This is a genomic window from Streptococcus sp. HF-2466, from assembly GCF_015594645.1.
In the GTDB taxonomy this organism is placed as follows: Bacteria; Bacillota; Bacilli; order Lactobacillales; family Streptococcaceae; genus Streptococcus; species Streptococcus anginosus.
Genome location: NZ_JADNQU010000001.1, coordinates 399,348 through 418,970 on the forward strand (window position 1 = coordinate 399,348; position 19,623 = coordinate 418,970).

Sequence of the window (19,623 nt, forward strand, 5' to 3'; positions counted from 1 at the left end):
CCCTCCTATTCTTCTGTTAGTGATTGACTATTAAGCTGAGAATTAGCAATTTCGCGATAGATATCGTTTTGTTGCAACAATTCTTCATGTGTTCCGCGCCCGACAATTTCTCCCTTATCCAGAACAATAATCTGATCTGCATCCATAATGGTTCCCACACGTTGTGCTACAATCAATACAGTAGCATTTTGCGTAACTTCTTTGAGTCGACTTCGAAGAATGGCATCGGTCTTATAGTCCAACGCAGAAAATGAATCATCAAAAATATAAATATCTGGTTCTTTCACGACCGCCCGCGCAATGGAGAGACGTTGCTTTTGACCACCAGAGAGATTGCTCCCTCCTTCTGCCAAATGCGTTTCAAAACGCTCTTCCTTGCTTTCGATAAAGTCTCTCGCTTGTGCTACATCTGCTGCTTGCACCAATTCCTCACGACTAGCATGTTCTTTCCCATACCGCAGATTTTCTGCGATTGTTCCCGTAAACAGCAAAGCCTTTTGTGGAATGAAACCTATCTTCTGCCGCAACGCTTTTAGGTTATAAGAACGCACGTCCACTCCGTCTACTAAAATCTTTCCAAGTGTCACGTCATAGAAACGCGGAATCAATTGCACCAATGAAGACTTTCCTGAGCCGGTCGAGCCGATAAAAGCAATCGTTTCACCAGGTTTCGCTTTGAACGAAATATCATGTAGCACTGGGCTTTCAGTCTCACCAGGATAAGCAAAAGTAACATTGTCAAACTCTAAATAACCGTGACTGTCTGTCTCCGTAACACCGTCTTCGTTTGGATTGATCGAAATCGGCATTTCCATTACTTCTTTCAAGCGTTCACTTGAAACAGCTGTACGAGGATACATCGTAAACAAACTAGATAGCAACAAGAAAGACAGCAAAGCATGGAAACTGTATTCGATAAAAGCAACCAAATCCCCAACTTGCAAGTCTCCTGTACCAAGTGGTTTTAAAGCAAACCAGACAATGGCAACAATCATGGCAATGATGATTTGAACAAAGAGCGGTTCTGTCAAACCAGTTAATTTAAATAAGCGATTGGAATTATCCGCATAAATTTCATTTTGTGAAGCAAAGCGCTCTTCTTGAAATTCTTCTCGTGCAAAAGCCCGAATGACGCGCAGACCCGTTAAATTTTCACGCGCGTATTGATTGATTTTGTCTAACGTTTTTTGTTGCTTTTCTGATAGAGGACGTGTTTTTGTCGCCACATACCAAACGACAATGCCAAGAAAAGGAACGGAAATTGCGACAATCCAAGCTAAGGAAGGACTAGTGAAAAAAATCATCATCACACTAGACATCATCATCATAGGCGTAATGACACCCAATTTTAAGGATTGCTCTGCAAATTGCATCAAAACAAAAGCATCACTGGTAATCCGTGTCACTAAGGATGAAACACCAATCTGCTCGTATTCATGATGGGAATACTCTTGCAATTTATCATACACATCATTGCGCATGTCCCGTACCATGCTCGTCGTTAATTTCCCAGCAGCATAGGCAAGGACAATCCGTCCAAAGACTCCTAGCAAAATGACAATGAGCATCACAATCGCCCAATAATACAAACGATTGCTGTCTCCTCGATTAATCCCTTCGTCAATCATTCGTGCCAAAACAGTCGGCAAACCGAGATTCACCACGACAAAGAAGACAGCACCAAAGAAATCCAGCATCAACCATTTAGGATATTTTTTCAAATAAGACCAAATATACTTCATGTTTCTCCTTTCTCCTCATAAAACAAATCCACAATAAAAAAGCACCAACGTACTTTTTAGACAAAATGGGGGAGTGGGACAGAACTTATCTTGAAAAATTTAAGTTCGTAGTCCCACCCCCGCAAAGGTGATTAGGTGCTCTTTCGAGCTTGAAAAGCGAATAAAGAGTCCAATCACCTACTGCGTCATTCGCTTATCACTAAATTAGATAGAGGCTGAGATACTTTTTGTCCGACCTCATGTAAAAATAGTATAACAAAAAGATGATATAAATGCAACACTAGCAATAATCTAGTTGGTAACAGTCACTTCTCCTGTTTGATAATTTAGCCGAAGTCCTGTCTGTACGTTGGGAACAAAGACATTTATTTCCAGACTGCCGTCATTAGATTTGCCTTCAATATGCGAACCAACCGGCACCAAATCCTGTTCATTGGCATAAATCAAAGTCACCCGATACCGAACTCGTTTATTTTTGTCTAGTGCCTTGCGGACCTTTGTTTCATAAAAATTTTGACCCGTAGAATGACCAGTATTGGCTTGATTAGCCCAAGCTGTTTGCACAGCGATGTTTTTCGGGTTGCTGGTCGAAGCATCAAACCCTTTCAAGTTACCAATCAAAGCATAGCCCAACAGATGCCCACGGTCAACCGCATGATTATATTCACCTGATAAATGCTTCACCTGATGCCAACCAGCAGGTGTCCAAGCCGTAGAGCCATTTCCTGTCTCCTCACGATTCTTATACTGACGAGTGGCTTTGGATAAAAGAGCATTGGCTACAGTCGGAACAGTCTGACCTCGAACAAGCTTGGTCTTATTATCCGCGTAAGGAACGCTTGCAACTTTGGCATCCAATGTTGTTTTATTTTCGTTGATTATAAAGGCTCCCGATCCATTCCATTCGATCTTTCCTTTGAGCTGTCGTTTAACGGATTCTGTCAAAACACTCTGTGCTAATTCTTGACTGGGTGCTGCATGATTCATCCGAATACTTCGATTAATAGCAGAGCTATCAGAATGACTCGTACTAGTGCGATGATTGCTAAAAGAATAACCTCCCAGCGCAAGAACGAGTGCAAGAAATACGCCTACTACACTTTGCGCTACTTTCTGGTTGGACTTCTTTCTCGCCATTTCTCCCCCCTTTTTAAATAAATAGGAGGGGGTGGGACTACAAAGTCTATTGCTACGAAATCATGACTTTTGTCTCACTCCCTTTTTCCTATCAATATTATTATCTATTGTCCTGTGAATTTGCTGATGATTTCCTGCCACTTACCTGGCGATAAAATAGCCCATGGATTTTTTCCACCGTAGCCAACAACTAAGCCAAGTGCAAACAAAATCAAACCAAGCAACAAGACTGCTAGAACAATTCCAACTTGTTTTCCAACGTATTTCAAATCATTATTCATCGTCTTCTTCCTTCACTCGCTTAATAGAAGCACCTAAGTTAGACAACTTTTTATGGAACTGGTAATAGCCTCTGTCCAAGTGAGTTAGTTGTCCTACTTTTGTTTCACCTTCTGCAACCAAGCCCGTCAAAATCAGTGCTGCACTCGCACGCAAGTCTGTTGACATCACCTCTGCTCCCTGCAAGGCTTGACCACCAACGATACGAGCTGTGTCCCGCATAATTTCTGAGTGCAAGCCCATCCGACGCATTTCTTCCAGATGTTGGAAACGATTCTCAAAAACAGTCTCAATCATGGTAGATTCACCCTTGGCAACCGTCATCAAGGCTGTAAATTGCGCCTGCATATCTGTCGGAAAACCGGGATGAGGAAGAGTTTTTACATTGACAGCTTTTAGTTTAGACAAATCGGAACAAATCCGAATCCCTTCGTCCTCTTCGGTAACAGACACACCCATTTCCATCAATTTCGCGATGAGCGGACGATTATGCTCCCAGATAGCATCTCGCACAAGAACATTGCCACCCGTCATAGCAGCTGCTACCATAAAAGTTCCAGCTTCAATACGATCTTGCACCACGCTGTGGCTTGTCCCAGACAATTCCTTAACCCCAGTAATAGTTAATGTTTCCGTACCTGCACCACGGACTTTAGCACCCATTTTGTTTAACAAAACAGCTAAATCCACAATTTCAGGCTCCCGAGCTGCATTTTCAATAACAGTCACACCGTCTGCTAACGTTGCTGCCATCATAATATTTTGCGTCGCACCCACACTTGGAAAATCCATGTAAATATGAGCTCCATGCAATCGGTTAGCTTTGGCCTCAATAAATCCAGCCGTCTGCTTAATTTCTGCTCCCATTGCCTCTAACCCTTTCAAATGAAGGTCAATAGGACGGCTTCCAATCGTACAGCCACCTGGCATGGAAACTTTTGCGTGACCATTACGCGCCAAAATAGGTCCTAATACAACAATTGAAGCACGCATTTTACTGACATATTTATAAGGTGCTTCTTCACTCAATGGCTGTGTAGCATCCACCGTAATCTTGTTTTCTTCTTGCTCAAAGGTCACTTTTGTATTCAACCCACGGACTACATTGTTCATTGTAAATACATCGGATAGCACAGGGACATTGGTTAGAGTTGTTTTCCCTGTCGTCGCTAGAATAGTTGCTGCAAGCAAAGGCAAAACAGCATTTTTGGCACCTTCAATTTTAACCGAACCAACTAATGGATTTGAACCACCTTGTATAATAATTTTATCCATATTTTCTCCAAAACACTTATTTTATTACTTTTCTCATCTTATAAATTGCTATTAAACACATCACGTCCTAATGTATAGAGACTGAGGAAGAAAGAGCTGAGCAAAAAGCCTAACGCAATACTAAGCAATAAAATCAAAAAACGAATTCTAAAAGCATTGTCAGCATTCACTTTCAATAGTTTTTCCCAATTCACAACAGTAGAAAGCAAGTGAAATGAAAGAAAAATAAAGATCATATGGCTACTAAGCGTAAAAATTAACTGAATCATATCCCCATTATACCAAAAAAATAGATGAGAGCAAACTATCGGACACGAATCATCTACCAATAACAAAAAAGCCATTATAAAAAAGGCCAATTGGCCTTTACATATTATAATCTTGTTCCAACGTTAATTCGGTTAATGGCACGTTGAAGAGCGATTCTGGCACGACGTTCTTGGTCAATCAAATGCTTTTCCTGTGCTTCTTCAATAGCACGTTCAGCACGTAATTTTGCTCTTTCAGCACGACTGATGTCAATATCGCGAGCACGTTCGGCAGAGTCTGCAACAATGGTGATTACATTATCAGCCACTTCGACAATTCCACCATTCACAGCAATCCAATTGACATGATCTTCATCATCAATCCGCTTCACTTTGACCTCATCGACAGCCAAAACAGCAATCATATTTTCATGATGCGGTAAAATCCCCATTTCTCCATCAAGAGTTTTAACGGAAACAAACGTTGCATGATGATCAAAAACCAGACCATCAGGTGTAACGATTTGTACTGTCATTTGAGCCATAGGTCACCTCTTAAAATCCCATTTTTTCAGCTTTAGCAACGACATCTTCGATAGAACCAACACCACGGAAGGCATCTTCAGGAAGATGATCATATTTTCCTTCAAGGATTTCCTTAAAGCCACGAACTGTATCAGCAACTGGTACATAAGAACCTGGTTGCCCAGTAAATTGTTCAGCAACATTAAAGTTTTGTGACAAGAAGAATTGAATCCGACGTGCACGCGCAACCAAAGTCTTTTCTTCGTCTGACAATTCATCCATACCAAGGATTGCAATAATATCTTGCAATTCATGGTAACGTTGAAGGACGCGTTTCACTTCTGCTGCTACAGCATAGTGCTCTTCTCCGACAATTTCAGGAGCAAGGGCACGGGAGCTAGAAGCAAGTGGGTCAACTGCTGGGTAAATCCCTAATTGCACCAATTTCCGCTCCAAGTTGGTTGTAGAATCCAAGTGAGCAAACGCTGTAGCTGGCGCAGGGTCAGTGTAGTCGTCGGCTGGCACATAGATAGCTTGGATAGAGGTTACAGAACCTTTCTTGGTTGACGTAATCCGTTCTTGCAATTGTCCCATTTCTGTCGCAAGTGTTGGTTGGTAACCAACGGCTGAAGGCATGCGTCCAAGAAGGGCAGATACTTCAGAACCTGCTTGCGTGAAACGGAAGATATTGTCAATGAATAACAACACATCTTGACCTTCGACATCACGGAAATATTCGGCAATGGTCAAACCAGTCAAAGCCACACGCATACGTGCTCCAGGTGGTTCATTCATTTGACCGAAGACCATGGCTGTTTTTTCAATAACGCCAGATTCTTTCATTTCCCAGTAAAGGTCGTTCCCTTCACGTGTTCGTTCTCCAACACCAGTAAAGACAGAAATTCCACCGTGTTCTTGGGCAATGTTGTGAATCAATTCTTGAATCAAGACTGTCTTTCCAACTCCGGCACCACCGAAAAGCCCGACTTTCCCACCTTTTAGATAAGGTGCAAGGAGGTCAATTACCTTGATTCCTGTTTCTAAGATTTCTGATGAAGTAGACAACTCATCAAAAGTTGGAGCTTTTTTGTGGATTGGTTGACGTTCTGCATCTTCACCAAAAGGAGCTTCCAAGTCAATGGTATCTCCTAAAACGTTAAAGACGCGACCGAGTGTTTCTTTCCCAACGGGGACAGAAATTGGACGACCAGTATCTAGGACTTCCATGCCACGAGTCAACCCGTCAGTTGATTCCATAGCAATGGTCCGAACCACTCCGTCACCAAGCTCAAGAGCTACTTCAAGGACGATTTTCGATTTATTTTCGTCATTTTTATAGACTACAAGTGCATTATTTATCTCAGGTAATTTATCACCAGCTGCAAACGCAACGTCAACGACTGGTCCGATAACCTGAGCAATTTTGCCTGAGCTCATTCTTTTCTCCTCTTTATATTTATTTTCTGTGACACTATTCTAGTGCACTTGCACCCGCCACAATTTCAGTAATTTCTTGCGTGATAGCTGCTTGTCTAGCACGATTATACTGAATGGTCAAATCATTGATAACTTTTTTCGCGTTATCTGTTGCTGTCTGCATCGCGGTCATTCCAGCTGCATTTTCTGCTGTTTTCGCATCAATAATTGCCCCGTAGATCATACTTTCAGCAAACTGAGGCAACAATTGATCCAAAATGACATCGCGACTAGATTCCAATTCCAAATTCAAAACGTAGTCTTCGTCTGCTTCATTTGGATCCAAATCCACGATTGGAAGCATTTGTTCAACACGCATTTGGCTGGTCAAACTATTGACGTGGTGATTATAACAAACATATAATTCATCAAACAATTCGTTTTGGTACATTTCAACCGTTTTGCCAATGATTTTACGAACCTCATCAAAGCTCGGTTGATCTGCTAAACCACGTAGTTCATAAATAGGCTGAAGCCCGCGTGCCCGAAAGAAGTCCGAGCCCATACCACCGATTGAAATGATGACGAAATCATCTTTATCATGGTATTCTGCAAAAAGTTCCATCATGGATTTGAGAATGGTCGCATTGTAACCGCCAACTAAGCCGCGATCCGATGTAATAACGATATAAGCTGTTTTTTTCACCGGACGACTAATCAACATAGGGTGATATTTGGAATTTTGCACTTCATGACCATGAAGCAAATCTGTCAACAACTTTCTGACTTTAGAAGCATAGATTTGGAAATTCTTGGCCGCTTCTTCTGACTTTCCTAGCTTAGCAGCAGATACCATTTGCATGGCATTTGTGATTTGACTGGTGTTTTTTGTGGATGCAATTTTATTTTTTATATCATTTAATGAAACTGCCATCTGACACCTCTATTCTTACTTGAAGCTAGACTGATTGATAAATTCAGTAATTGCAGCATCTAAGACTGCTTCCTCTGGAAGGTCTTTTGTTGTACGAATGATTTCATAGAGGTCTTCATGATGAGCATCAAAATAATCAAACAGTTCTGCTTGAAAACGAAGAATATCATCAACCGGTACACTATCCAAGAAACCATGTGTCAAGGCGTACAAAATAACGACTTGTTTTTCAACTGGTAATGGTTCATGAACCGGTTGTTTCAAGACTTCTACCGTCCGACGACCACGATTCAATTTCGCTTGCGTTGCCGCATCCAAATCACTACCAAACTTGGTAAATGCTTCCAGTTCACGATAAGAAGCAAGGTCAATACGCAAGGTTCCGGCAACCTTCTTCATCGCTTTTATCTGTGCAGAACCACCTACACGTGATACAGATGAACCCGCATCAATAGCAGGTCGAACACCTGCATTAAAGAGACTGTCGCTTAAGAAGATTTGACCGTCTGTAATTGAAATTACATTGGTTGCGATATAAGCGGAGATGTCTCCTGCTTGCGTTTCGATAAACGGCAGTGCTGTAATAGAACCACCACCTAATTCATCCGAAACTTTGGCAGAACGTTCCAAAAGACGACTATGAAGATAAAATACGTCTCCTGGGAAAGCTTCACGACCTGGTGGACGACGAAGCAAGAGTGACAGTTCACGATAAGCAACCGCTTGTTTTGATAAATCATCATAGACAATCAAAACGTGTTTGCCACTATACATAAATTCCTCTGCCATTGCTACACCTGCATAAGGTGCTAAAAACAGCAATGGTGAAGGTTGAGAAGCTGACGCTGTGACAACGATTGTGTAATCCAACGCTCCATACTGACGAAGCGTTTCTACTTGCGTACGAACCGTGGATTCTTTCTGACCAATGGCAACATAGATACAAATCATATCTTGTCCCTTTTGGTTCAAAATCGCATCAATCGCAATACTTGTTTTACCAGTTTGACGGTCTCCGATAATCAATTCCCGTTGCCCACGACCAATTGGCACCAAAGCATCGATCGCTTTCAAACCTGTTTGAAGCGGTTCTGATACAGATTTCCGTTGCATAACTCCCGGAGCAGGTGTTTCAACTGGACGCGTCTTGTCTGTCTTAATCTCGCCAAGTCCATCAACCGGACGACCAAGCGGATCAACAACCCGACCAATCAAAGCATCTCCGACAGGCACTTCCATGATTTTACCAGTACGACGAATGGTATCCCCTTCGCGAATATCCGTAAAATCACCTAAGATGATAATCCCTACATCTGTTGATTCTAAGTTTTGTGCCATACCGTATGAGCCATTTTCAAAAATCAACAGCTCACCACTCATTGCATTGTCAAGACCATGAGCACGGGCGATTCCATCACCAATATATGTGACGACCCCTGTTTCTGTGACGTCAAAATTTGGCTGGAAATTTTCAATTTGTTGCTTAATTAAAGCGCTGATTTCTTGTGCGTTAATCGCCAAAATTCACACCACTTTCTATTTCAAATTTTCTTTTACTGTTTGTAATTGACGTTTAATACTTGCATCAATTGTCTTATTATTAGCTGTGATGATAAAGCCACCAATGAGGCTTGCATCCAGTTCTTCTTTTAAAGAACGAACCTGCAATCCAAATTTTCGCTCAATAATCGGAATAATTTTAGATTTTTGCTCCTCCGATAAACCTTGAACTGATTTGATTGTCACTTCAAATTCATTACTAATCTTTTCAAGCTGGTGAAGACTTTCTACTAAAATATCATAAAAAAGATCTTCACGATGATTATGAATAATAACTTCAATGAAATTGTCAATCAAGGATGAATCAGATTCTTGAAAATAGCGAAGGCTTCTTTCTTTTTCTGTATCATCAACACCAATATGTGACAAAAAAGCAGCTAAATGGGTATTGTCAAAAATGTCTTTGATTTGTTGAAATTTTTCAAAAACATCTTTTTGCTGACCTTTTTCAATCACGAGTTGGACAAAAGGTGTGGTATATTTTTCAATTACCGCATATCTTTTTTTGTCCATTAAGCATCTCCTAGCTTGTCAATATAGCGGTCAATGAGCTCTTTGTGAGCTTCTTGATCCAATTTTTGACCTAAAATTTTGCTAGCAAGATTTACAGTCAAATCGGCTACATCACCTTTGATACTGTTCATGGCTTCTGCTTTGGTTTGAGCGATTTCTTGATTAGCCTTTTCTTTTAAACGTCCAGCTTCATCAGCTGCATCTGCCAAGATTCCTGCCTTGTTTTTCTCGGCAGTTTCCTTGGCATTTTCAATAATTGTTGTCGCTTCTTGACGACTACCTGCTAATTCTGTTTCTCTCTTTTGAGCCAAATCTTCTGCTTTTTGACGAGCAGATTCTGCGCCATCAATATCATCCGAAATCTTTTTGGCACGTTGCTCAAAAGTACTTGTAATATTATCCCAGGCAAATTTCTTAATTAAAACGATTAACAGAAGAAATGAGCCTGCTACAAGGATAAAATTCCCAATAAGACTACCTAAAGTAATATTCATCTCTTTTCTCCCTTCTATTCCTCACCATTAATTTTCTTACCTAGATACATAGATGTCAACATGGTAAATACATAGGCTTGAATACATGAAATAAAGACTGAAAAAGCTGTCCAAATGAGATTCAAGACAAATGCTATTGGATACCAAGCAGCAGCTTGTTGTGACAAAGTTAATAACAAGCCAGACAGAACTTCACCCGCATAAATATTACCATAGATCCGCAAAGCCAAAGAAGCAAAATTGGTGAATTCTTCCAAAATATTCATCGGTGTCATTCCAGCAGGTGTCGCAAAAGCTTTGAGATAAGCCTTCACTCCACGACGACGAATCCCTTCGACATGGCAAATCAAGGTAATCAAGAATGAAAATCCTAAGTCAAATGCAAGATTGGCCGTTGGAGATGTCCATAGGTTATAACCATTTGTTGTCTGCACTTTCGCCATCAAACCAAGGTTATTGGCTACTGCAACAAAAAGGAATAAGGAAAAGATAAATAGAGAGTAATTCTTCATATACTTATCGCCAATATTGCCCTTTGTAAAGCCAATGACAAAATCATAGAGGTATTCTAAGACGTTTTGCTTACCAGAAGGCTTCAGCGTCATTTTCCGACTAGCCCAATAGACGAAAGCAAATACGATAAGTACGGTTAGAAGAGACATAGCAAGTAGAGTCAAATCAAAGGTCACAGGACCTAAAGTGATGGTTGGATTTACACTTTCTTCCAACGAACTCCACCCCCCTTTTCTAAAGGATAACCTTCTTTTCTTATTTAATGATGAATGACATCGCAAGTGTTACGAAGAAAGTACCTTCGATAAAGGCAATCCCCATGATCATAAGTGTTCTCAACTGACCAATGATTTCTGGCTGACGTGATGCTGATTTAAATAGATTTGCCATTAAAAACCCTTCAGCGAGTGAAACACCCATACAGGCAAGACATAATCCAAAAAATGTTAAATTCATGATGAATTCTCCTTTATGTTTAAAATTTACTTACTTAGTTTAGTCCTAAAAATTCTTTTTGTCAAATGTTTTTGTCTTTTGGAAACGTTTTATACGGATTTCTTTCAATTTCCAAAAAAGTAGGCTATCCTGCAACAATTGTGGTTTTAAAATAGTAGTAAAACGAACTTGATCCCACTATCAGTTTGTTGATGTGGAAATAGCTATTTCCAATTATCGAATTTTGTTTCCCTATATATGTATATTATAGGCAATCTTTATCGATTAAATATAGACAAAAACTACAATTCACTTTTTCAACAAAGAGGCTGGATAAGTCCCAGCCCCTAGCTTATTACTTTTTTAGGTTCCAAATTTCTTTGGCGTATTGTTCAATCGTATCATCTGATGTGAATTTATCAGACGTTGCGATATTAACAAGACTCATGCGCGCCCATTTTTCTTTGTCGCGATAGAGTTGATCAATCTTTTCTTGTGCGGCTACGTATGAAGCAAAGTCTTCTAGAAGGAAGTATTCGTCATTGTGTGTAATCAAAGCTTCATAAATCTCAGAACCTTCATTTCGGACATTTGGAATAGTTCTGTCCACAAAGCTATCCACCACACGGCGAACCACAAGATTGCTTTCATAAACACCGCGTGAGTAGTAATCATGACGGGCATAATGGTCATAGACTTCATCTTTGTCCATACCGAAAATTACAATATTGTCATCTCCGACTTCATCTTTGATTTCAATATTGGCTCCGTCAAGGGTTGCCAGAGTAATGGCGCCTGTCATCATGAATTTCATATTAGATGTGCCGGAAGCCTCCTTGGAAGCGAGCGAGATTTGCTCTGACACATCTGCAGCAGGAATGATGAGTTCAGCCAAGCTGACCCGATAATTTTCAAGGAAAACAACCTTTAGCTTGCCTTGTAGACTCTCATCATTATTGACAAGATTAGCCACTTCGTTGATCAATTTGATAACAGATTTGGCAAAATGATAACCTGGCGCTGCTTTCGCACCAAAAATGAAGACACGTGGCACCATATCTTTATCAGGATTGTCTTTTAAATCCCAATATAATTTAAGGATATGGAGTAAATTGAGCAATTGACGCTTATAAGCGTGAAGCCGCTTCACTTGTACATCAAAGATAGCTCCCGTTGATACTTCTACTCCCGTAGATTCTTTGATGAAAGCCGCTAAACGCGCTTTAGCTTCTTGCTTGACATTATAAAATTCACTCAAAACTTGTCGGTCATCTTTGTAAGCTAAAAGCCTGCGAAGTTCATGAATGTCTGTCCGCCAGCCGTTACCAATCAAGCGATCAATCTCATTTGACAATGGTTCATCTGCAATTTGCAACCAGCGACGTTGAATGATACCATTTGTTTTATTATTGAATTTTTCAGGATAAATGGCATAAAAATCACGGAGCGTATCTTCTTTGAGAAGTTCTGTGTGAAGTTTTGCCACCCCATTGACCGAATGACCTCCAATAATCGCAAGATGCGCCATATGGACTTGATTATCTTTGACAATCCGAGTATTTTCAATCACTTGCGGATCAATACCGCGTGCAGCCATATCAGAAACATAGCGATTGTCAATTTCAAGAATGATTTGGTAAACACGAGGAAGAACATTTTTAAAGAGTTCCGCATCCCATTTTTCTAAGGCTTCTGAAAGAATGGTGTGATTGGTATAACTCATCGTCTTTACTGTTGCATTCCAAGCGTCTGCCCATTCAAGACCGCAGTCATCAAGTAAAAGCCGCATAAACTCTGCTGGTGCAACCGCTGGGTGGGTATCGTTGATATGAACCGATACCTTTTCATGAATTTGCTCTAAAGGCAGCCCTTGCTTCCGATAAGATTTGATAATCGTCTGCAAGCCGGCACTGGTCATGAAATATTCTTGAATCAAGCGCAGTTCTTTTCCTTCATAGCTTGAATCATCTGGATACAAAATAGCTGTGATATCTTGTACTTTGCGGCGTGCTTCAATTGTTGGATATTCTAGCTCATATTCTTCAGGAATTTCGACATCCCAAAGGCGAAGATTGTTGACAACGTCATTTCCAAAACCAATTTGTGGCACGTCGTAAGGTACTGCACGAAGAGTTTGTGAATTTTCATAAACAGGAACGATCCGACCTTCCTTGTTGGCTTGAAGATAAACATTTCCAAAGATTTTAACATCTACAACATCATGATCTTTCCGCGTTTCCCAGACGTTTCCTAGACTACCAAACCAATCATCCGGTAATTCGACTTGATAGCCATTTACAATTTTTTGTTTGAAAAGTCCGTAGCGATAGCGGATTCCATTACCAAATCCAGGATAACCTGTGGTTGCCAATGAATCCATAAAAGCTGCTGCTAAGCGACCCAAACCGCCATTCCCTAGCGCCATATCGTACTCAGCCTGTTTGACAGCTGTAAAATCAATACCTAATTCATCAAATCCTTCTTTGACAACATCGAGGATTCCAAGATTTAGTAAATTGGTTTCCAGCATTCGCCCAGGCAAAAATTCAATTGAAAAGTAATAAGCAATTTTTTGCTTGTCTTCTACTAATTTGTTTCGTCGTTCCAACCACATAGGAGTGATGTATTTGCGAATTGTACGTGCTAAGGTTTGAAACAGCTCTGTCGGAGTGGCATCTTCTACCTTAATTAACTGTTCTTCATGTAAAATATCTTTAAAATCTTGAAGAAACTGTTCTTTTGTTAGTTCCATTTCTTAACGGCAAACTCCTTTCTATCAATAAAGAGATTGGTACAAATGGCTATAGGCCTGACTAGCAGTGTCCCATGAGAAATCACGCTCCATAGCTTGCTTTTGAAGCGACTGCCATGCTTCTTTATCGTTATGATAGAGGCTGACAGCCATATCAAACGTCCATTTCAGCCAGTAGCCTGAGAAATTATTAAAGCTAAATCCAGTTCCTGTTCCTTCATAAGCATTGTAGGGTTGAACGGTGTCACGAAGACCACCAACTTCATGTACAAGTGGCAATGTTCCATAACGCATGGCCATCATTTGGGACAATCCACATGGCTCAAAGCGACTTGGCATTAAGAACATATCACAAGCTGCATAAATTTCTTGCGCTAATTTCACATCAAAAGTGATATTGGCAGATAATTTTTCTGGATAAGCTTGACCAAACCAAGCAAATGATTGCTCAAAAGACGGGTCTCCTGTGCCTAAAAGAACAATTTGCACATCATCTTGCAATAAATTGTGCAACTGATCCACAACCAAATCAAAGCCTTTTTGCCAAGTTAAACGAGATACAATTCCTACCAAAGGCACATCGTCTCGCACAAGCAAACCAACTTTTTCCTGCAAAGCACGCTTATTTGCCAACTTACCAGATAAGTCATCCTTATTAAAATGGTACTCCAGCAAATTGTCCGTTTCTGGATTATAAATATCTGTATCGATTCCATTGACAACACCTGATACTTTACCAGATTCCATTCGTAAAATTTGATCCAAACCACATCCAAATTCTGGGGTCATGATTTCATGCGCATAGCTTGGTGATACGGTTGTCACCCGATCTGCATACAAAATCCCTGCTTTCATCCAATTCAAGCAGTTATTCCAACGCAAGGTACCATCTGCATAACGCTCATAACCCACTCCAAACAAATCCCAGAGCATGCCATCAGAAAATTGCCCTTGAAATTCTAAATTGTGAATGGTTAACACAGTCCGAATACCATGATAAGCCTGAATCCAATGGTATTTTTCTTTCACCAAAAATGGAATCATCGCTGTATGATAATCATGCACATGGAGAACATCTGGAATAAAATCTACTCTTTCCATCAACTCAACAGCTGCCATTTGGAAATAGGCAAAGCGTTCGCCGTCATCAAAATCGCCATAAACATGTCCGCGGAAGAAATAGTATTGATTGTCTATAAAGTAGAAGGTAACACCGTTTAAAACTGTACGTTTCACGCCTACATATTGACCACGCCAACCGACCTTCACTTCAAAATGGAACAAGTCTTCCATTTGGTCGCCAAACTTTTTATCCACCATATCATAGTATGGAAGAATGACACCCACTTCATGACCAGCTTTCACAAGAGATTTAGGGAGAGCGCCAATGACGTCTCCCAATCCTCCTGTTTTAGAAAAAGGTGCACCTTCTGCTGCTACAAATAAAATTTTCATTGAATTCTATCCTCTGTCACTTTTTCGCCTTTTTTAAGAACAACTGGGTTATCAACTGTTCCTCGAACGGTCACATTCTCAGCAATCTCAACACCCTTATCTAAGATTGCATAGTCTACAACAGCATTTTCGCCAATAAGGACACGTGGGAAAAGAATACTGTTTTTTACACGACTTCCTTTTTTAATACGAGTATTACGAGAAATGACAGAACCACTCACTTCTCCTTCAATAATACTGCCAGAAGCAAATTGAGCATTTGAAACCTTAGAACCGACTGCATAATAAGTTGGCTCTTCGTTTTTTACTTTCGTATAAATCTTTTGATTTGGAGAGAAAAGGGAATAGAATTTTTGTGAATCAAGCATATCAATATTGGCATTGAAGTACGAAGTGACAGAATGAATATTTGCTAAATAACCCGTATATTCATAAGCAAACGCTTTTTCCTGAGCTGCTAAATCACGTAAAACATAACGTAATTTTTGAGGAAATTCTTTTTGTGCTTCTATTTCTAACTTTTCAATCAGCCAAGGTGTATCCACAACAAAGATATCCGTTGACATGTTGTACAAATCCTGATCTTTTTTATCATCAAAAAGATGGTGATTTTTCACATGATCTGTTTCATCAATTTCCAAAACAGCATTGACTTCGGAAATTCCTTTTTTTGGTAATTTTTTATAGACAACTGTGATCGGTTGAGCAGTTGTACCATGTAAGTGGAAGACTTGGTTCAAGTCGATGTTCACCAAAACATCACAGTTCAATGCTACCGTTTGATCGCTGCCTGAACGTTTTAAGTAGGTCAATAATTGCTCGTAGTATTCTTTACCAACAGTAGAACTTTCTACGCGCGTATTATAAATACCAAGATAGTAGTGACTCAAAAGAGTAGACAGCCCCCATTCACGTCCAGAACGGATATGGTCAAAGACAGAACTAATATTATCTCGTTGGAAAATGCCAAAGACGCTCCGAATCCCTGCATTGGCCAGGCTAGACAACGGAAAGTCAATTAAACGATATTTCCCACCAAACGGCAAACTGGCAACTGGACGATGATTTGTCAAAGTAGACATATCATGAAATCCAACTGTATTTCCTAAAATTGCTGAATATTTATCAATCTTCATCTGATGGTACCCCCACTTTCTCATTGTATCCGATAACTTGTACTTCGTCTGTCCCATCAATTTCTACACCATCAGAAATGATAGCTCCTTCACCGATAATAGCACGTTTGATTTTTGCACCTTGACCAATGATAGCACCACTCATAATCACAGAATCTTCTACAACTGCATCTTTACGCACTTGAGCTTCCGTAGAAAGAATCGAATGTTTAACTGTTCCGTCTACCAAACAGCCGTCCACAACCAAAGAATCTTCTACATGAGCATTTTCTCCAAGGAAGTTTGGTGGGGAAATCAAGTTACGTGAATAAATTTTCCATTGACGATCTCGGCTATCTAAAGCATTGTTTGGATCAATATATTCCATATTGGCTTCCCAAAGTGATTCAATCGTTCCAACATCTTTCCAATATCCCTTAAATTCATAAGCATAGACACTTTCGCCGGATTCAAGATAATTTGGAATAACATTCTTACCGAAGTCAGACATATCTACATTGCTCTTTTCAGCAGCTACCAGCATATTACGCAGGCGTTTCCAGTCAAAGATATAAATCCCCATAGAAGCCTTAGTAGACTTAGGTTCAGCTGGTTTTTCTTCAAATTCGACAATGCGATTATTAGCATCAGTATTCATGATACCAAAACGACTGGCTTCTTTCAGAGGGACATCTAGAACAGCTACTGTTAAGCTGGCATTGTTATCCTTGTGAGACTGAAGCATATCATCGTAGTCCATTTTGTAAATGTGGTCACCAGACAAAATCAAGACATACTCAGGATTGATAGTATCAATATAATCAATATTTTGATAAATCGCATGACTAGTTCCTTCAAACCAACGATTTCCTTCACTTGCTGAATACGGCTGGAGAATAGAAACTCCTGTGTTAATACCATCCAGTCCCCAACTAGAACCATTCCCAATATGACTATTCAAAGCTAATGGTTGGTATTGAGTAATGACACCAACATTATGAATTCCTGAATTGGCACAATTGGACAAAGCAAAGTCAATGATACGGTAGCGTCCACCAAATTGTACTGCTGGTTTGGCAATACTTTGAGTGAGTTTTCCAAGGCGTGTTCCTTGCCCACCGGCAAGAATCAAAGCTAGCATTTCATTCTTCATCTGTTACTCCTTTTTGGACTTCTTACTTCCATTTGCTGATTTCACACGACGTTTAATTTTCCAAATACTTGCCCCTAATGCTGGCAAAGTAAAGGTCAACGTCTGAGGATAATCCTTCCACAAGCCTTCTTGAGACTGAACTGTTTGATTGTGTTCTTTCCACACACCTCCCCATTCTTCTAATTCCGTATTCCAAATTTCTTCATATATGGCTGCTACCGGAACACCAATGGTAAAGTCTTTGCGTTCTACCGGAGCCATATTAAAGACGCAAACTAACATATCTCCCTTGTCATTTTTCCGAATAAAGGAAAGTACACTTTGATCTGTATTATCCGCATCAATAATCTCTAAACCGTCCCAACTCAAGTCATTTTCCCACAAAACGCGATTTTCTTTATAAAGCTGATTGAGCTGAGAAGTGAAATGCTGCATCTTGGCATTCATATTATCAGCCAAATCACGCCATTCTAAAGATTCTTCGCATTTCCATTCTAAGAATTGTCCCCATTCGCTGCCCATAAATAGTAATTTCTTCCCTGGGTGACATATTTGATAAGTATAAAGATTTCGCAGACCAGCAAATTGATTATAGCGATCTCCCCACATCTTATGCATGAGACTCTTCTTACCATGTACCACTTCGTCATGAGAGAATGGCAGTAAGAAGTTTTCAGAGAAAGCATACATAAAACTAAAGGTTACTAGATTAAAATCATACTTGCGGTAAATTGGGTCTTCTTCGTAGAAGCGCAGAATGTCATTCATCCAGCCCATGTTCCACTTGTAGTCAAATCCAAGACCACCCATTTCTGCCATACCTGTAATCTTTGTATCACTCGTGCTTTCCTCTGCAATCATCATGACATCTGGATGAGCCAGTTTGATAACCGTGTTCAAGCGTTGAAGGAAGTAATAGCCTTCGTAGTTGCGATTGCCCCCGTCAATATTTGGTTGCCATGGACCACTATCATAATCTAGGTAGAGCATGTTGCTAACAGCATCCACACGGATTCCGTCTAAGTGATAAAAGTCAATCCAAAACTTGATACTAGAAATCAAGAAAGACTGCACTTCATTCTTTCCTAAGTCAAAGTTAAGAGCGCCCCAGCCGTAATTATGGGCACGGTCATGATCCTGATATTCAAACGTAGGTGTACCGTCATAATAAGCCAAGGCATCATCATTGATAGTAAAATGACCCGGCACCCAGTCAACGATAACTCCGATATTATTGACATGACATTCTTCAACAAAATCACGAAACTCTTCAGGCGTTCCATACGTGTGCTCAAGTGCAAAATATCCCATTAGCTGATAACCCCAGCTCAATCCAAGTGGATGCGCCATTAGTGGCATGAATTCCACATGAGTATAATTCATTTTAACCAAATAAGGAATCAGTTCATCTTTTAATTGAGCAAATGAATACGGGCTACCATCCTCATTTTTCTTCCAGGAACCTGCATGAGCTTCGTAAATATTCACTGGACGTGAGAAAAATCCCCAACGTTTTCTGCGAGCTAACCATAGACCATCTTTCCATTTCTTTTCTGGAATCGTCCGAATTACTGCACCTGTACCAGGACGTTTTTCAAAATAAACTGCCAGCGGATCAATTTTCAAAATTTCTTGCCCGCTACTTCGTTTGATGTTGTATTTGTAAATGTCTCCTTCCTTAGGTAAATCCGTAAACACTTCCCATACGCCACCTTCATTACGTGCCATAGGGATTTGATTTTCATACCAGTCGGTAAAGTCTCCAATCAGATGCACACTCTGAGCATTCGGTGCCCATACACGAAATGTATAGCCACTTTGCCCATCTACTTCATCTTGATGAGCCCCCAAATAGTGCTGCAAATGGAAATTTTCACCTGTGGTAAAAGTTCTCAATGCTTCTTGTCTATCCATTTTTTCACCTCGTTTTGTAAGCGTTTTCTATGATTCTATTTTACTATTTTTCCTATTGCTTTTCAAGTAAATTTCCATTATTATTACAAAAAATTCTCAAAACCGAACATTTCTTCAAATAATGCCCACTATTAGCAAAAATAACTAGATTTTGTTAAAATTT

At 40.1% G+C, this 19,623-nt stretch carries 18 protein-coding genes; all 18 read right to left on the minus strand.

Going from position 1 to position 19,623, the window contains the following annotated elements:
- Nucleotides 1-5: 5 nt before the first annotated feature.
- The 18 genes from IYQ91_RS02020 to glgB all read right to left on the minus strand — a co-directional run bounded on the left by IYQ91_RS02020 (nt 6) and on the right by glgB (nt 19,460).
- A complete protein-coding gene (locus tag IYQ91_RS02020; protein ID WP_126466646.1) occupies nt 6-1,742 on the minus strand; it encodes an ABC transporter ATP-binding protein in 1,737 nt (578 codons plus the stop codon).
- 291 nt (nt 1,743-2,033) lie between these two features.
- Nucleotides 2,034-2,879, minus strand: a complete 846-nt coding sequence (locus tag IYQ91_RS02025; RefSeq protein WP_195672919.1) for a DNA/RNA non-specific endonuclease — start codon at nt 2,877-2,879, stop codon at nt 2,034-2,036.
- A gap of 104 nt (nt 2,880-2,983) precedes the next feature.
- Complete coding sequence (locus IYQ91_RS02030) at nt 2,984-3,160, minus strand: DNA-directed RNA polymerase subunit beta (protein ID WP_195672920.1); 177 nt, start codon at nt 3,158-3,160, stop codon at nt 2,984-2,986.
- Nucleotides 3,153-4,433 carry a UDP-N-acetylglucosamine 1-carboxyvinyltransferase gene (murA, locus tag IYQ91_RS02035; RefSeq protein ID WP_195672921.1) on the minus strand — a complete coding sequence of 427 codons (1,281 nt, stop codon included), beginning with the start codon at nt 4,431-4,433 and terminating at the stop codon, nt 3,153-3,155. Before murA ends, IYQ91_RS02030 begins: the two co-directional genes overlap by 8 nt.
- Nucleotides 4,434-4,471: 38 nt before the next feature.
- Entirely contained in the window at nt 4,472-4,702 is a 231-nt protein-coding gene (locus IYQ91_RS02040; RefSeq protein ID WP_018543445.1) for a DUF1146 family protein, read from the minus strand.
- Nucleotides 4,703-4,806: 104 nt separating this feature from the next.
- A complete protein-coding gene (locus tag IYQ91_RS02045; RefSeq protein ID WP_003025266.1) occupies nt 4,807-5,226 on the minus strand; it encodes a F0F1 ATP synthase subunit epsilon in 420 nt (139 codons plus the stop codon).
- Between the two features lie 10 nt (nt 5,227-5,236).
- Nucleotides 5,237-6,643 (minus strand): F0F1 ATP synthase subunit beta, encoded by a 1,407-nt coding sequence (gene atpD, locus IYQ91_RS02050; protein ID WP_003030503.1) that lies wholly within the window; start codon nt 6,641-6,643, stop codon nt 5,237-5,239.
- 34 nt (nt 6,644-6,677) lie between these two features.
- Complete coding sequence (locus IYQ91_RS02055) at nt 6,678-7,556, minus strand: F0F1 ATP synthase subunit gamma (RefSeq protein WP_003030484.1); 879 nt, start codon at nt 7,554-7,556, stop codon at nt 6,678-6,680.
- A gap of 15 nt (nt 7,557-7,571) precedes the next feature.
- Nucleotides 7,572-9,077, minus strand: coding sequence for a F0F1 ATP synthase subunit alpha (gene atpA / locus IYQ91_RS02060; RefSeq protein WP_195672922.1), 1,506 nt, complete (start codon nt 9,075-9,077; stop codon nt 7,572-7,574).
- A 15-nt stretch (nt 9,078-9,092) separates the two neighbouring features.
- Nucleotides 9,093-9,629 (minus strand): F0F1 ATP synthase subunit delta, encoded by a 537-nt coding sequence (locus IYQ91_RS02065; RefSeq protein WP_195672923.1) that lies wholly within the window; start codon nt 9,627-9,629, stop codon nt 9,093-9,095.
- Complete coding sequence (atpF, locus tag IYQ91_RS02070) at nt 9,629-10,123, minus strand: F0F1 ATP synthase subunit B (protein ID WP_195672924.1); 495 nt, start codon at nt 10,121-10,123, stop codon at nt 9,629-9,631. Before atpF ends, IYQ91_RS02065 begins: the two co-directional genes overlap by 1 nt.
- Before the next feature lie 14 nt (nt 10,124-10,137).
- Nucleotides 10,138-10,851 carry a F0F1 ATP synthase subunit A gene (atpB, locus tag IYQ91_RS02075; protein WP_049516759.1) on the minus strand — a complete coding sequence of 238 codons (714 nt, stop codon included), beginning with the start codon at nt 10,849-10,851 and terminating at the stop codon, nt 10,138-10,140.
- 40 nt (nt 10,852-10,891) lie between these two features.
- Nucleotides 10,892-11,092, minus strand: coding sequence for a F0F1 ATP synthase subunit C (locus IYQ91_RS02080; RefSeq protein WP_003025282.1), 201 nt, complete (start codon nt 11,090-11,092; stop codon nt 10,892-10,894).
- Nucleotides 11,093-11,426: 334 nt separating this feature from the next.
- Entirely contained in the window at nt 11,427-13,823 is a 2,397-nt protein-coding gene (locus tag IYQ91_RS02085) for a glycogen/starch/alpha-glucan phosphorylase (RefSeq protein ID WP_195672925.1), read from the minus strand.
- 24 nt (nt 13,824-13,847) lie between these two features.
- Nucleotides 13,848-15,278 carry a glycogen synthase GlgA gene (gene glgA, locus IYQ91_RS02090; RefSeq protein WP_003025289.1) on the minus strand — a complete coding sequence of 477 codons (1,431 nt, stop codon included), beginning with the start codon at nt 15,276-15,278 and terminating at the stop codon, nt 13,848-13,850.
- A complete protein-coding gene (glgD, locus tag IYQ91_RS02095; protein ID WP_003030501.1) occupies nt 15,275-16,414 on the minus strand; it encodes a glucose-1-phosphate adenylyltransferase subunit GlgD in 1,140 nt (379 codons plus the stop codon). Before glgD ends, glgA begins: the two co-directional genes overlap by 4 nt.
- Entirely contained in the window at nt 16,404-17,546 is a 1,143-nt protein-coding gene (locus IYQ91_RS02100; RefSeq protein ID WP_003025294.1) for a glucose-1-phosphate adenylyltransferase, read from the minus strand. The genes glgD and IYQ91_RS02100 overlap by 11 nt, the downstream gene beginning before the upstream one ends.
- Nucleotides 17,547-17,549: 3 nt before the next feature.
- Nucleotides 17,550-19,460, minus strand: a complete 1,911-nt coding sequence (gene glgB, locus IYQ91_RS02105; RefSeq protein ID WP_022526692.1) for a 1,4-alpha-glucan branching protein GlgB — start codon at nt 19,458-19,460, stop codon at nt 17,550-17,552.
- Nucleotides 19,461-19,623: the final 163 nt, after the last annotated feature.

Coding starts and splice junctions, on each gene's coding strand:
- IYQ91_RS02020 (WP_126466646.1), bottom strand. CDS start 1,742: ATGAAGTATATTTGGTCTTATTTGAAAAAATATCCTAAATGGTTGATG.
- IYQ91_RS02025 (WP_195672919.1), bottom strand. CDS start 2,879: ATGGCGAGAAAGAAGTCCAACCAGAAAGTAGCGCAAAGTGTAGTAGGC.
- IYQ91_RS02030 (WP_195672920.1), bottom strand. CDS start 3,160: ATGAATAATGATTTGAAATACGTTGGAAAACAAGTTGGAATTGTTCTA.
- murA (WP_195672921.1), bottom strand. CDS start 4,433: ATGGATAAAATTATTATACAAGGTGGTTCAAATCCATTAGTTGGTTCG.
- IYQ91_RS02040 (WP_018543445.1), bottom strand. CDS start 4,702: ATGATTCAGTTAATTTTTACGCTTAGTAGCCATATGATCTTTATTTTT.
- IYQ91_RS02045 (WP_003025266.1), bottom strand. CDS start 5,226: ATGGCTCAAATGACAGTACAAATCGTTACACCTGATGGTCTGGTTTTT.
- atpD (WP_003030503.1), bottom strand. CDS start 6,643: ATGAGCTCAGGCAAAATTGCTCAGGTTATCGGACCAGTCGTTGACGTT.
- IYQ91_RS02055 (WP_003030484.1), bottom strand. CDS start 7,556: ATGGCAGTTTCATTAAATGATATAAAAAATAAAATTGCATCCACAAAA.
- IYQ91_RS02065 (WP_195672923.1), bottom strand. CDS start 9,629: ATGGACAAAAAAAGATATGCGGTAATTGAAAAATATACCACACCTTTT.
- atpF (WP_195672924.1), bottom strand. CDS start 10,123: ATGAATATTACTTTAGGTAGTCTTATTGGGAATTTTATCCTTGTAGCA.
- IYQ91_RS02080 (WP_003025282.1), bottom strand. CDS start 11,092: ATGAATTTAACATTTTTTGGATTATGTCTTGCCTGTATGGGTGTTTCA.
- IYQ91_RS02085 (WP_195672925.1), bottom strand. CDS start 13,823: ATGGAACTAACAAAAGAACAGTTTCTTCAAGATTTTAAAGATATTTTA.
- glgA (WP_003025289.1), bottom strand. CDS start 15,278: ATGAAAATTTTATTTGTAGCAGCAGAAGGTGCACCTTTTTCTAAAACA.
- glgD (WP_003030501.1), bottom strand. CDS start 16,414: ATGAAGATTGATAAATATTCAGCAATTTTAGGAAATACAGTTGGATTT.
- IYQ91_RS02100 (WP_003025294.1), bottom strand. CDS start 17,546: ATGAAGAATGAAATGCTAGCTTTGATTCTTGCCGGTGGGCAAGGAACA.
- glgB (WP_022526692.1), bottom strand. CDS start 19,460: ATGGATAGACAAGAAGCATTGAGAACTTTTACCACAGGTGAAAATTTC.